General features: G+C 67.1%; 15 protein-coding genes. 5 read left to right on the top strand and 10 right to left on the bottom strand.

Features of this window, described 5'->3' with window-relative positions; genetic code table 11:
- Window positions 1–215 precede the first annotated feature (215 nt).
- The 5 genes from rpmE to prmC all read left to right on the top strand — a co-directional run bounded on the left by rpmE (window position 216) and on the right by prmC (window position 5,089).
- A complete protein-coding gene (rpmE, locus tag LX88_RS38085; RefSeq protein WP_258952610.1) occupies window positions 216–425 on the top strand; it encodes a 50S ribosomal protein L31 in 210 nt (69 codons plus the stop codon).
- A gap of 84 nt (window positions 426–509) precedes the next feature.
- Complete coding sequence (gene prfA, locus LX88_RS38080; protein WP_258952609.1) at window positions 510–1,574, top strand: peptide chain release factor 1; 1,065 nt, start codon at window positions 510–512, stop codon at window positions 1,572–1,574.
- Window positions 1,575–1,596: 22 nt separating this feature from the next.
- Window positions 1,597–2,805 (top strand): acyl-CoA thioester hydrolase/BAAT C-terminal domain-containing protein, encoded by a 1,209-nt coding sequence (locus LX88_RS38075; protein WP_258952608.1) that lies wholly within the window; start codon window positions 1,597–1,599, stop codon window positions 2,803–2,805.
- 11 nt (window positions 2,806–2,816) lie between these two features.
- Complete coding sequence (gene lpdA, locus LX88_RS38070; RefSeq protein ID WP_258952607.1) at window positions 2,817–4,202, top strand: dihydrolipoyl dehydrogenase; 1,386 nt, start codon at window positions 2,817–2,819, stop codon at window positions 4,200–4,202.
- A 20-nt stretch (window positions 4,203–4,222) separates the two neighbouring features.
- On the top strand, window positions 4,223–5,089 hold the full coding sequence (gene prmC, locus LX88_RS38065) for a peptide chain release factor N(5)-glutamine methyltransferase (protein ID WP_258952606.1): 867 nt from the start codon (window positions 4,223–4,225) through the stop codon (window positions 5,087–5,089).
- 4 nt (window positions 5,090–5,093) lie between these two features.
- On the opposite strand, the gene LX88_RS38060 is transcribed toward prmC, so the two are convergent.
- The 10 genes from LX88_RS38060 to LX88_RS38015 form a co-directional block, all read right to left on the bottom strand.
- The gene (locus tag LX88_RS38060) at window positions 5,094–5,417 is read right to left on the bottom strand and encodes a hypothetical protein (protein ID WP_258952605.1); all 324 of its coding nucleotides are present in this window, start codon (window positions 5,415–5,417) and stop codon (window positions 5,094–5,096) included.
- Window positions 5,414–7,084 (bottom strand): AbeC-like domain-containing protein, encoded by a 1,671-nt coding sequence (locus LX88_RS38055; RefSeq protein ID WP_258952604.1) that lies wholly within the window; start codon window positions 7,082–7,084, stop codon window positions 5,414–5,416. The genes LX88_RS38060 and LX88_RS38055 overlap by 4 nt, the downstream gene beginning before the upstream one ends.
- Before the next feature lie 400 nt (window positions 7,085–7,484).
- A complete protein-coding gene (locus LX88_RS38050) occupies window positions 7,485–8,084 on the bottom strand; it encodes a hypothetical protein (protein WP_258952603.1) in 600 nt (199 codons plus the stop codon).
- Window positions 8,081–9,313: a hypothetical protein gene (locus LX88_RS38045; protein WP_258952602.1), complete on the bottom strand. Its 1,233-nt coding sequence runs from the start codon at window positions 9,311–9,313 to the stop codon at window positions 8,081–8,083. Before LX88_RS38045 ends, LX88_RS38050 begins: the two co-directional genes overlap by 4 nt.
- The gene (locus tag LX88_RS38040) at window positions 9,310–9,618 is read right to left on the bottom strand and encodes a hypothetical protein (protein ID WP_258952601.1); all 309 of its coding nucleotides are present in this window, start codon (window positions 9,616–9,618) and stop codon (window positions 9,310–9,312) included. The genes LX88_RS38045 and LX88_RS38040 overlap by 4 nt, the downstream gene beginning before the upstream one ends.
- On the bottom strand, window positions 9,615–10,094 hold the full coding sequence (locus LX88_RS38035; RefSeq protein WP_258952600.1) for a YbaB/EbfC family nucleoid-associated protein: 480 nt from the start codon (window positions 10,092–10,094) through the stop codon (window positions 9,615–9,617). Before LX88_RS38035 ends, LX88_RS38040 begins: the two co-directional genes overlap by 4 nt.
- On the bottom strand, window positions 10,091–10,843 hold the full coding sequence (locus LX88_RS38030; protein ID WP_258952599.1) for an ESX secretion-associated protein EspG: 753 nt from the start codon (window positions 10,841–10,843) through the stop codon (window positions 10,091–10,093). Before LX88_RS38030 ends, LX88_RS38035 begins: the two co-directional genes overlap by 4 nt.
- Window positions 10,840–12,090 carry a hypothetical protein gene (locus LX88_RS38025; RefSeq protein ID WP_258952598.1) on the bottom strand — a complete coding sequence of 417 codons (1,251 nt, stop codon included), beginning with the start codon at window positions 12,088–12,090 and terminating at the stop codon, window positions 10,840–10,842. Before LX88_RS38025 ends, LX88_RS38030 begins: the two co-directional genes overlap by 4 nt.
- Window positions 12,091–12,111: 21 nt before the next feature.
- Complete coding sequence (locus tag LX88_RS38020; RefSeq protein WP_258952597.1) at window positions 12,112–12,645, bottom strand: DUF3558 family protein; 534 nt, start codon at window positions 12,643–12,645, stop codon at window positions 12,112–12,114.
- Window positions 12,645–13,091, bottom strand: a complete 447-nt coding sequence (locus tag LX88_RS38015) for a type VII secretion target (RefSeq protein ID WP_258952596.1) — start codon at window positions 13,089–13,091, stop codon at window positions 12,645–12,647. Before LX88_RS38015 ends, LX88_RS38020 begins: the two co-directional genes overlap by 1 nt.
- Between the last annotated feature and the right edge of the window lie 195 nt (window positions 13,092–13,286).

Genomic DNA, 13,286 nt, shown 5'->3' with positions numbered 1-13,286 from the left:
CAACATGGAGCCGTATCTGGTCGAACGGCGACACCTTGCGCCGAACGGCGTATCGCGGAGGTTAAGCGGTTGTGACATAAGCCACCGATCGGCTTCGGGAACAACCGCGTTTTTGCACGTGTTGAACGGTCTGGCAAACTAAATGGTCGAGTCCGGCTCCGGTTCACCCGTTCACCAACTGGGACCCGGCGGCCATCCTTGAAAGGGACAAGATCTTGAAGACTGGCATCCACCCCGAGTACACCCCCACCGAAGTGACCTGCAGCTGCGGGAACACGTTCATGACGCGCAGCACCTCGGCTGCCGAGGTTCGCGTCGAGATGTGCTCCAACTGCCACCCGTTCTACACGGGCAAGCAGCGCATCCTGGACACCGGCGGTCGCGTCGCGCGCTTCGAGGCGCGTTACGGCAAGCGCAACAAGTAGCTGCTTTCACGGCGCCTGACCTCGGCCTTCTGGCCGGGGCGGGCGCCGTCGCCGTTTCCGGGGAACACAACGAAAGCAGGAGACGTGTCGCAGTCGCTGGACAGCTTGCTCGCCGAGTACGACGAGCTGGAGAAGAAGCTCGCCGATCCCTCCGTGCACGCTGACCAGGCGGGGGCGCGCAAGCTCGGCAAGCGGTACGCCGCGCTCGGGCCCATCGTGCAGACGGCGCGGGAGATCGAGGCGGTCAAGAGCGACCTGGGGGCGGCCAAGGAACTCGCCGCCGAGGACAGGTCGTTCCAGGAAGAGGTCGACAAGATCGAGGAGCAGCTCGCCAGGCTGGAGGAGAAGCTCACCGAGCTCCTGCTGCCGCGCGACCCGCACGACGGGGACGACGTGCTGCTGGAGATCAAGTCCGGTGAGGGCGGCGAGGAGTCCGCGCTGTTCGCCGGCGACCTGCTGCGCATGTACACCCGGTACGCCGAGCGCCAGGGGTGGAAGGTCGAGATGCTCGACGGCACCGACTCCGACCTCGGCGGGTTCAAGGACGTCACCGTCTCCATCAAGACCAAGAGCCCCGTTCCGGACGGGGTGTGGAGCCGGCTGAAGTGGGAGGGCGGCGTGCACCGCGTGCAGCGCGTGCCCGTCACCGAGTCGCAGGGGCGCATCCACACCTCCGCCGCCGGTGTCCTCGTCTTCCCGGAGGCCGAGGAGACCGCCGCGGTCGAGATCGACGAGAAGGACCTGCGGATCGACGTCTACCGGTCGTCCGGCAAGGGTGGTCAGTCGGTCAACACCACCGACTCCGCCGTGCGCATCACGCACCTGCCGACCGGCATCGTCACCTCCTGCCAGAACGAGCGCAGCCAGCTCCAGAACAAGGCGCGCGCGATGCAGGTGCTGCAGAGCCGGCTGGTGGCCCTCGCCGAGGAGCAGAAGGCACAGGAGCAGTCGGACGCGCGGCGCACCCAGATCCGCACCGTCGACCGCAGTGAACGGGTGAGGACCTACAACTTCCCCGAATCACGCATCTCCGACCATCGGGTTGGGTACAAAGCGCATAACCTGGACCAGGTGCTCGACGGTGACCTGGACGCGATGGTGGACGCACTCGCCGCCGCGGACCGGGCAGAACGGCTCGCAGGCGGGTAATCCGACGTGAGAGGGGCGCGTTGTGGCCGAGATCCTGGTTAGTCCGCAGACAGCGCCCCTCGACCACCCGGTCGACGTGGTCGTCGCCGGGCTGAAGCCCGGCCAGTCGATCACCGTGCAGCTTTCCACCGGTGATCGCGCCTCTCGTGCCGTGTTCGAGGCAGACGACCGTGGAGTCGTAGACCTCACGCGGCACGCACCAGTCGATGGCAGCTATCGCGGCGTCGACCCGATGGGGCTGTTCTGGTCGTTGGAACGCACCGGCGGCAAGGCCGGCCCCACGGTCCTCTCGGTCGAGGGCGTGGGGGACCGCGTGCTCGACCGGCAGTCCGTCCCCGAGGGCGTCGTGCGGCTGGAGGTCCGGGAGAACGGTCTGGTCGGCACGCTGTTCGCCCCTGAGGACGACGGTGGCGCCCTACCGGGCGTCATCGTGCTGGGTGGGTCCGAAGGCGGCCTCCAGGAGGCTGACGCGGCTCTGCTGGCCGCGCACGGGTTCGTCACGTTCGCCCTCGGCTACTTCGGCCTGAAGGGCCTGCCCGAGAACCTCGTCGACGTGCCGCTCGAGTACTTCGGCAAGGCCATCGACTTCCTCTCCGAGCACGCGGGCGAGATCGGCGTCGTCGGCGGATCGCGCGGCGGTGAGCTGGCATTGCTCGTCGGCTCCACGTACTCGCAGGTCAGCGCGGTCGTGAGCGTGGTCGGCAGTGGTGTGGTGACGCAAGGCATCGGACCGGGCGCCAACCTGCTGCAGAAGCTCTCGTACGAGGCGGCGTCGTGGACCCTCAAGGGCGAGCCGCTGCCCTACCTGCCCTACGAGATCGGCGACGAGCTGCGCGCGCGGATCGTCAACGGTGAACCGGTGCCGCTCAGGCTCGCGTTCAGCACCGAGGACGGCATCCCGGAGGACACCGAGATCCCCGTCGAGCGGATCGGCGGGGGTGTGTTGCTCATCTCGTCCGGACAGGACGACGGGTGGCCCAGCGCCGAGCTCAGCGAGGTCGCGTTGCGGCGGCTGAAGGACCACGACCACCCGTTCCCGTACGAGCACGTCGTGTATCCCGAGGCAGGACACCTGATCGCGGGCCCGCCGCACCGGCCGGCCACCGACGTGACCTATCCGGGACCCGGTGTCACCTTCTCGGGTGGTGGTGCTCCGCAGGCCACCGCACATGCCCGCGCGAACGCCTGGAAACGGACGGTTGAGTTCTTGCGGGAGCAGCTCGGGAGCTAGGTTGTGTGCTTATGAGCGCACACTTTGATGTCGTCGTCGTGGGTGCGGGTCCGGGCGGATACGTCGCCGCGATCCGTGCGGCTCAGCTCGGGCTGAAGACCGCCATCGTGGAGGAGAAGTACTGGGGCGGTGTCTGCCTGAACGTGGGCTGCATCCCGTCGAAGGCTCTTCTGCGCAACGCTGAGCTCGCGCACCTCTTCACGCACGAGCAGAAGACGTTCGGCATCAAGGTCGACGGCACCGTCAGCTTCGACTACAGCGTGGCGTGGCAGCGCAGCCGCAAGGTCGCCGACGGGCGCGTCAAGGGCGTGCACTTCCTCATGAAGAAGAACGGCATCACCGAGTACAACGGGTGGGCCAGCTTCACCGACGACCACACGCTGACCGTCGGGGACGAGACGATCACGTTCGGCCACGCGATCATCGCCGTGGGCGCCACGACCCGGATGCTGCCGAACACGCAGAAGTCCGACCGCGTCGTGACCTACGAAGAGCAGATCATGACCGAGGACCTGCCCGAGTCGATCATCATCGCCGGTGCGGGCGCGATCGGCGTCGAGTTCGCCTACGTCATGCACAACTACGGCGTGAAGGTCACCATCGTCGAGTTCCTCGACCGCATGGTGCCGCTCGAGGACGAAGAGGTGTCCGCCGAGCTCTTCAAGCGCTACAAGAAGCTGGGCGTCGACGTGCGCCTCGGCACCCGCGTCGAGTCGATCGACGAGTCCGGCCCCAAGGTCCGCGTCACCGTGTCGAAGAACGGCGCCGAGGAAGTCCTCGAGGCAGACAAGGTCATGCAGGCCATCGGGTTCGTGCCGCGCGTCGAGGGCTACGGCCTCGAGAAGACCGGCGTGAAGCTGACCGAGCGCGGTGCGATCGACATCGACGGCCGTGGCCGCACCAACGTGCCGCACATCTTCGCTATCGGTGACGTCACCGCGAAGCTGATGCTCGCGCACACCGCCGAGTCCATGGGCATCATCGCCTCGGAGACCATCGCGGGTGCCGAGACGATGGAGCTCGACTACGTGATGATCCCGCGGGCGACGTTCTGCCAGCCGCAGATCGCCTCGTTCGGCTACACGGAGAAGCAGGCGCGCGAGAAGGGCTTCGACGTCCAGGTCTCGAAGTTCCCGTTCACCGCGAACGGCAAGGCGCACGGCCTGGCCGAGCCCGGCGGGTTCGTGAAGCTGATCAGCGACGGCAAGCACGGCGAGCTGCTCGGCGGCCACATCATCGGCCCCGAGGCGACCGAGCTGCTGCCCGAGCTCACGCTGGCGCAGCAGTGGGACCTCACCGTTCACGAGGTCGCGCGCAACGTCCACGCGCACCCGACGCTGTCCGAGGCGGTCAAGGAAGCGGTGCACGGCCTGGCCGGGCACATGATCAACTTCTGAGGTAGTTTTCGCATCTGATGATGAACCGGCAACCGCTCCGCCTCGCCGTCTCCGAGGCGGCGAAAATCCTCGCCGAGGCGGGTGTGGACAGTCCGCGGGTCGACGCGGAGTACCTGGCCGCGCACGTGCTCGGGGTCGGGCGCGGGCGGTTGCCGCTCATCCCGCTGGTCGATCCGTCGGTGATCGACCAGCTGCACAAGCTCGTCCTGGTTCGCGCCTCCCGCATCCCGTTGCAGCACATCCTCGGCTGGGCGCCCATGGGCACCATCTCCGTCGAGGTCGGACCGGGGGTGTTCGTGCCGCGGCCCGAGACCGAGCTGCTGATGGAGTGGGGCCTCAAGGCGCTCGCCGGCGTTTCCTCGCCGGTGGTCGTGGACCTCTGCACGGGAACGGGCGCGCTGGCGTTGTCGATCGCGGCCGCCCGTCCGGACGCGGTGGTGCACGCGGTGGAGATCGACCCGCAGGCGCTGTCGTGGACGCGCCGCAACGCCGACGCGCGCGTGGCCGCCGGGGACACACCGATCCGGCTGCACTCCGGTGACGCCACCGACCCGTCGCTGCTGTCCGATCTGGACGGTGTGGTGGATCTCGTGGTGTGCAACCCGCCCTACGTGCCGGAGGGAACTCCGGTGCAGCCCGAGGTGGGCGTGCACGACCCGCACCACGCGGTGTTCTCGGGTGCCGACGGGCTGGACGTGATCCGGCACGTCGTGCGGGCTGCCGCGCGGTGGCTGAAGCCCGGTGGGTCCGTCGGGATCGAGCACGACGACACGCAGGGCGAGTCCGTGCCGGCGCTGCTGGCCGCGCGCCGGGTGCTCACCGAGGTGACCGGCCACGCCGACCTCGCGGGACGGCCCAGGTTCGCGACCGCCCGCAAGGTCGGGTAGCAGCTCAGAACAGGGCGTCGAAGGCCTTCGAGAGGTCCTTCACCTGCTCGCCCAGGCCGCGGTCCGCCAGCTTGTCCATCAGGTGGTCCGCGACGTCCTTGCTGGGCTTGGGTTTGCGCGCTTCGGCGCGGAGGTCGTCCACCGCCTCGATGGTGGACGTGGGCGCCTGCGCCTCGTTCAGGTCCTCGCGCAGCTCGTCGAGCAGCCGCAGCACGGTGCTCACGTCCTTGATGTGTCCGATGTGGACGTCACCGGTCCTGGCGCGGCCGCTGGTGCCGATGTTGCTGCCGATCACCGGTCCCTGGACCTCGAAGTTGCGTTCGTTCATGAGCTTCCCTTGCCGACGTTCGTCTTCCCGGTGCGTGCCTTGCCCGACGTGCCGATGTTGCTGGAGATCACCGGGCCGGTGATGTGCACGTTGTTGCTCGTCACCTGCATGGCCTGCTCCATGAACTCGGTGACCGAGATGCCCTTGCTCTCCAGGAACTCCCCGAGCGTGCGCAGCAGCCGTGACTCCAGCACCTTGACGTAGCGCTCGACGTCGGTGAGCTGGAAGTAGTTGTCGACCTGGCTCCTGCTCGCGAGTTCGCGCAGGCTGTTGCTGGCGCCGTAGCGTTCCGCGACGTACGTGCCCTCGGCCTGGCGGATCGGGTTCATCCAGCCGAGCGCCGAGGCGAACCGCCTGGGTATCGACGCCGGGAACTTCAACAGGTCCAAGATCGCGTCGCCGAGCGGCCGCAGCGACTGCTCCGGCAGCACGTCGATCGTCCGGTGCTCGGCGCTGATCGGGTGCAGGATGCACGGCGTCCACTCGACGTAGAGCATTTCTTCGTCGAGCCCGAACGTCAGGTACGCGGAGATCACGACATCCCGGTCCCACGTCTCGACCTGGAACGAGCGGAAGTAGCGCATCCACTCCATCGGCCTGGCGATCAGGTCGTCCACAACGGACCTGCTGACGGTGTCCTCTGGCGAGTAGTCCTTGTCGGGCAACACGATCCGGGCTTCGTCGTCGTCGATGTGGTCGATCAGCTCGACCGAGGAGATGACGACGCGGTCGCCGGTCCTGAGGCCGCTCAGCCGATGCCCCGGCGAGAGCGACGGCGAACGGCCCGTCTTGACCAGTTCGCTCGTGATGCGTTCGTACAGCTCCTGGAGGGCGAACCCGGGCAGCGGCGCGTCGAGCTCGTCGGCGGCGGGCTTGAGGGGCAGCGCCATGGACCACGGCTCGAACATCGTGCCGGAGCCGACGAACGGCCGATAGCCGTGGTAGACGATCACCTGCGCGCCGTCCCCGTCGTCAGGCTCGTCGTTCTCCTCGACCGGGTAGAGCGCGAGCGCTTCGGCGTAGTTCGCGTGCCCAAGCCCCCGGAACGCCCACTCGTTGCGCCACAGCTCCTGCGCGCCCTTGCTGGTGCGGAAACCGGCGCGCCGGAAGCTCTTCGTGACCAGCAGCCACGTCACGACCCGATCCGCGAACAGCACCGCGAAGACCAGCGCGATCGCGATGATCAACGCCGCGAGCGCGCCGCCGCTGCTCTCCGTCCCGCACTCCTCGTACCTGGGCCTGCAGTACTCGCTGGAGGCGGCGAGCTCGTCCATGAGCTTGTACAGCACGAACAAGAGCGCGATCACGCTGGCGATCGAGCCGAGCACGGCCGGCCCGCGCTGCGAGACCACCCGCCGAGACCGCGTGAACCCCACGCGCGCCCCGGTCCCGACCGCCACGATCGACGCGACCACCAGCCACGCCGTGAGCAACGTCCCGCTGGCGGCGAACAGCACCACCAGCGCCAGCACCAGCAACACCCCGTCGCGCACCTTGCGCCGCGTACGCGCCGCCACCGCCTCCCGCAACACCGCGCCGGAGTTGACGCCCGGCGAACGCGGAATCGACCGGGTGGCCTCCACGAGGTACTCGCGAATGGCGGAATCCGCGAACTCCTCGTCGCGGTGAGCGGCTCCGCAGAGGAAGCGGGTAGTGTCGTCGCGCAACTTCGGAGAATCGTTTCCCGTCGCCGCGGCGGGAGTTGACATCGTCCTGTCCACTTTCTGTCATTGAATCGAGCACTCTGTGTTTGTGCTGGTCAGGGACATGGTGAGACAACAAGACACCTAATTGAACTCTGCGGGTGGAACAATAGTCGTTCCTGATCGGAATGGGGCGAAGACGGCAGAAATGCACATTGTCAATGCGCCGAACGAGGGCAACGACCAGCTTGCCGGACGCGCCACCGATCCGCTCGTGGCTGGCTTGAGGGCGGAGTGGCCAAATCCTGGCCAATAACACGACGTTTGGTCACCGTGCGGCCGAACGGTCGTATGTTCTCCGCGGGGAGGGCACGCGGTCACGCGCTACGAGGAACCGCCGCCTCGCGCGTGACCGCGTGTGCGCCTACTCCTGCTCTTCGGCCGGCACGGGTGAGCGGACCGGGAGCCAGGCGACGAGGAAGATGAACGCCGCGTTCATGAGCAAGGCGACCAGCAACAGCAGGCTGTGCCCCAGCCCGACCTTGTCGGGTTCGAGGTTGGGGACGACTCCCGTCTCGTCGACGACGATGTCCATCTCCGCGCCGACTTCGTGCACCTCGCGGTACATGCTGGGCAGATACGTCACCTTTCGGTCACCGCACTGCAACTCGTTGCTGTAGGTGTTCGGACTGCGCCGGTGCACGTGCGTCTCGATGCTGGTGACCTTGCAGTGCAGTGTTTCCCCGTAGGCGGTGAGCCAGAGGGAGTGACTGCCGATGTTGGCGGGGAAGATGGTGACGATCGCGAGCGCCATGGCGGGAAAGAGCTCCCACCTCGATGTTTTCGGTCGGAAGCCCGTCACCGTGAACACATAGCCGAGCCAGAGGATGGCGAGGGCGAATGCCACGACGATGACGGCGTTGCCCACCGTCATGATCAAGAAGCTGCCCGCGATGATTCCCAGAGTGAGCAGGCTGAAGCGGACAAGCCTCTTCGGCTGGAACTCGGGTCTGGTGCGGTTCACTCGTCCAACGACCCTTGCTGCCTGGGGAACGTTCTGCCCTGACTCTCCAGCTCGTCGTACTTCGCCCACTCGCGGAGATGGTCAGCCGTAGCTTTCGCGACCCAGCCCCCGTCCTCGACGTTGGGCATCGAGTGCGGCGTCACCGTGCCGTCTGGACGCGTGCGCGGCTTGTAGGGCGTGTAAGCCCCGACCGCGTCCTGCAGGGGTCGAGGAATCTTGCTGACCTTGTCGCTGTTGCTCCAGGGTTCCTCGTACTTGTTCTTCCAGACGTCGCCCGCGTCTCCGTAGCCGTCCTTGAACTCGCGACCGGCCTGCTTGAGCTTGTCGCCGGCGTCGCTGAGCGACGGGCGCGTGTTGCCCCAGTCCTCCAGCCGTTTGCCCGCGTCCGCGAGACCGTCTCCCCGAGTCGACGGGGTGCGCGGAGCGTGCGGCGCGCTCATGCCGCCGCCTCTGCCGAACCTGCCGAGGCGCTTGAGTGCGTCGCCCAGTTGTCCGAAGAGCCCCTTGACGCGGCTCATGATGCGCATGACGAGCTTGACCAGCTTGGCGAGCTGTTGCGTGATCTTGCCGAGCACCACCGCACCGCGCCCGACAGCCCACGCCGAGAACGCCGCGATCGAGCTGCCCAGCGACACCACCGAGGACGCGAGCGCGATGACCGCGTTGCGGATGACTTCCCAGACGAACAGTGCGATGAGATCACGGATCATGCCGCGGATCGCCGCGGTGATGGTGCCGGCGGTGGCGATCTCGGACGCGACGTACGCGCTCATCTTCGACACCATCGCGATCTCAGCGGCCAGCTCGCGCTGACTCTGCCGGAACTTCTCGGCCGCGGTGCCCTGCTCCCAGCACGGGAGCTCGCTCTTCACCGCCTTGCCCTGCCGGTCGCCGATGTTCTGGAGATCGGCGGAGACCTGGTTCCAGGTGGTGACGGCTGCCTTGATCTTGTCGCCGTTTCCGGCCAGCCAGTCGAGCGGTTCGCGCAGGAAGCTGAGATGTTCGATCAGCCAGCCGATCCCCGCGGTGGCCAGCGCACCGACCGGGTCCATCCACATTCCCAGGACATCCAGGCCCGTTGCGGCGAGGTTCATCCCAAACTCGGCGAAGTCGCCTTCGCCAAGGCGGCTGGCAGAGTCGATGGTCTGCATCAGGGACTCGGCGAGCCCGCCACCCGCGAAGTTGTCAGGATTCGCCGCACTGTCGCTGCTGAATCCGGTCCAACTCATCGGGGGCCTCCGAACCTGTCGCGGTTCACGTCTTCATAGGACTCGTAGGTCTCCGCCGTGGCCACCGTGTCTTCGGAGGCTTTGCCGACAGCGGTGGCGAGCTCCCTGATCGCGGCAGTGGTGCCCTGTGCCCACTCCTGTGCGCTCGAGGCGAAGAAGGACAGCAACTGGCCGAACGTGTCGCCACCCAGGTCGACCACAGCCGCTTTGTTGCCCACGGCGTCCAGCGCGTCTTCCCGCGTTCGCTGACCCTTGGCGAACTTGAGCAGCTCGACCGGATCGACTCCGAAGCCCGGGCCGGTCATCGGAGCACGCTCCCGAAGCCGTCCTCGTCGTCATCCGCCGGACGTTGCGGCTTCGGTCGGGGCTTCTGCGCGGGCTCGTTCCACGAGACCTCACGCATGACCTGACCCTCCGCAGGCGGTGGCGGCGCTTCCTCTTCCTCCGGCTGCGGGATGAAGCTGCGCAGGAAGTCCATCGCCTCGGTGCCGCCGAACTCGGGCTCCACGATGGACGCGACCTGCTCGGCGGCCTGGATCTGGGCCTTCTGCACGGTCTGCATCACGAGCTGGCTCAGTTGCACGTGCGTCAGGCGCATCGCGGTGGGCGAGAACTCGATGTGCTGCAACGCGCCGTTCGGTGCGACCTGGACCGTCACCGCCTCGTTGGGCGAGGTGACGGTGCTGCTGGCGTGCTGGATCTGCTCCTGCATCTGCTGCGAGCGTTGCTGGAGCTGCTGGGCCTTGGACTCCAGGTCCGCGATCATCTGTCCGGGGTTCATCGCTCGCTCGTCATCGCCAGAACCTGCCCGAGGTGCCGCGCCAGGCCCATGTTGTCGGCGGGGCTGATCGTGAACCAGCCGCTGCGGGTCTCGATGTTGGAGTATCGGCCCTGGTTCGTGTCGATCCACGTGACCGGCGGGAAGTCGCGCTTGGTGCGGCCCTGCCCCAGCTGCACGAGGAAGTGGCCGTTGCCGATGGCAGGGCCGGTCAGCATCTGCTTGGCGATGCGGACGTCGTCGTTCTCCGCCGAGCGAACCGCCTGCCGGAAGCCTTCCTGCTGCTGCGGCTGGTTTTCGAACGCCTGGGCCGGCACGGTCACGAGCTTGCCGGGACCCGGCCTGCCCGGCGGCATGGCGTTGGCGAGGCTCGTCGCGATCTCGTTGGGCTGCAGCGACTTCAGCGTGATGCTCGTGTCCTCCTGAGTCACCAGCACCGCGTAACCACCGCGAGCCACCACGCTCGCACGAACGAGCTTCTGCTGGTTCATGTCCGGTATGCAGAGTGCGATGACACGGAGTTCGGGCCGTGCCAACAGGTTCAGCGCGTCCTCGAGGTCAGGCTCCGGCCTGCCCCGCCGAGCCAGGTTCCGCCGTTCGAGATCCGCGTGCACCGCGGCCTTGATGCGGGCACGCTCGTCGAGCGTCTCGCCGTGCTGGCTGACGTCGAAGGGGTACGGGACGCTCCCCGCCCGCAGGTCCTCCCAGAGGACCTCGAACGCGGGCAGGGAGAGCTGCGCGATCTGCTTCATCCGCCGATCACCGGCGGCGCCACCATGCGATCGTCGTCGAAGAAGTCGTCGGTCGGGAGCAGGTAGTTGGACTTGTGCTCCTTGTCCTCCTCGCCCTGACCCGCACCGGCGCCACCTCCGGCACCCATACCGCCGGCACCCGCGCCGCCACGTCCCGCGGCACCGCCACCAGCACCCGCGCCTGCTCCGGCTGGGCCGTTGCCCATGACCCCGGCGCTGCCGCCAGGGGTGGCGGGGCCGAAGCTGCCCATGCCACGCCCGGAACCGGCACCACCCATGCCGCCCGGACCCATACCGCCCGCGCCGGCGCCGCGGCCGCCCGCACCGCCACCGGGACCGCCGCCGGGGCCTCCAGGACGCATGCCTGGAACGCCGCCGGGAGGTCGTCCTTGCAGACCGCCGCCGGGCGGCCGCATTCCGGGAGGCGGCAGCATTCCGGGCGGGGCGAACGGCGGCCGGTTCTGGCCGCCGGGGATGTTCTGGTTGTTTCCGGGCTGCAGGGACGGGTCCTTGACCTGAGGTGCGGCCCACGCGGCGTTGGTCGTGCCGTTGTTGGAGCCCGGCGGCATCGAGGGCATGCCCGCGTTGCTGTTGTTGCCGAACTGCTGGTTGGCGTTGACGTTGCTCAGGCTGTGCGAGCTGTTGGTGCTGCTCTTCTGCGTGACGCCCTGGTCCTGCGTGACCTGCGGAGCGGATTCCATGGTGGGCATGGACATCGCCGCTGACATCATCGTGTTGTCACGCGTCTGCATGACCTGAACGGCTTCGGCCTTCGCCTCTTGCTGTTCGTTGTGCTTGGACAGCATCTCGAACGGTGCGCCCACCATGGCAGGCGGGAAGAGGACCGAGGGGGCGGCGTACTTCTTCATAATGTCCATCGGACTGAAGTTGACCGGTTCGGGCATGCTGCGGTTCGCCTGCACCGCCGCATCCCGTTGCTGCGCGATGGCGTCGGAGGTGCGCACGAAGCCCTCACCGGTGTTGTCCGCGAATGTCCCCACCTTGTTGAGCGCGGCCCGAACCCCCTCGGCGGCCTTGCCCGTCCACGCCGACTGCGAGCCGTTGACCAGAATGCTGAAGTCGGTGGCCAGTTCCTTGAACCGTGACCCAAGCGCTCCCCAGGCATCGATCACCTGGTTCGCGGAGCTGGGGTCGTACTTCTCCGTGACCAGCTTCTTCATCTCTTCGTGCTGCTGGCCGGGATAGTTCGCGTTCGGATGTGGGACGGCGGGCTTGACGGGTGCCATGAGATTCCCCCTCGGGCGGCGTTACGGCAGTTTCGGTGCGATCAGTTCGGCGGCCTTCGAGGACCGTTCGCAGGCGGCAGCGGTGTCTTCTGAGGTAGCGGTGAGGTTCCCGATCACCACTACCGAGGACGACTCGCTCACACCGATCGCGAAGGTGCAGATGTTCTTGGCACCGTCCTGTGCCTCGACCTTGGTCGCGTCGTACTTGCCGATCTTGGTCTGCGTGATCTTGTCGCCGTCGAGGTTCAGGTCCTTGAGCCCGGACTCGGTGCGGATGCCGGCGCGAAGGCCGCCGTTGCCGCTGATGTTCCAGGCACAACCGTCGGAGGTTCCCACCTGCGATGCCTTGCCCGGGTAGGTGAGACCTAGCCCCGAAACCTCGGTCTCGGTGAGCAGATCACACGGCTTGACCGCCTCCAGTCCCGACGCTGAGCCGGAACTACTGGTGGGTGCGGAGCCGCCACTCGTCGGAGCCGGATCGCCGCCGATCGCGTTGCCGGTACATCCAGCGGTGAGGGCGGCCAGGCCGATCGTGGCGATGAGGATGCGCTTCATCATTTCCCGTCGATTTTCTTGAGCGAGTCGGCTGAGCCCTGATCGACTGCCGCGTAGGTGGCGCGGCTCTTCTCGATCTGAGTCTTCAGATCGTCGATCGCCTTGGCCAGGTCCTTGAGCGTCTGCTGTGCAGCTCGACCGAAGGTCCTGTTGTTCTGGCTGATCTGCTCGGCGTACCCGCCGCCGAGCTTGGCGTCGATGCTGAGGTCCGCAGCACTCTGCTGGACCTCGTCGATCGCGTCCTTCATGCCGGTCAGCTTTTTGATCATGGCGTCGACCAGTTGCGGGTCGACGGACAGCTGCTGGGTCTCCACAGCTACCGCGATGGCTCTACCGGCATCCATGACGGCACTCAGGCCACTGCCGAAGATGCCGTCCCAAGTACTCCCCGAGGCCCTGTCGGCGAAGCTGCCGACCTTGCCGCTCGTCACTGCTTCTTCAGACACAGAAGCTCGACCCTCCCCGATTGCGCTCTGTGGTCGACCCATGACCTTACAGTTGCGCGTCCGTTTGGGGGATGCGTTGAACTACTTAGCCCTGTTTGGGGCGAAACCTTGCCCTGGTCAGGAAAGTTGCGAACGCTCTAAGTGAGAACGAAGGCGCAGGTTTTAGGTGTTTGGGGTGCACCCGCAGGTAGTTAG

This window comes from Lentzea californiensis, assembly GCF_024648825.1.
Classification (GTDB): Bacteria; Actinomycetota; Actinomycetes; order Mycobacteriales; family Pseudonocardiaceae; genus Lentzea; species Lentzea californiensis.
This window is presented reverse-complemented; position numbering and strand designations above follow the sequence as displayed.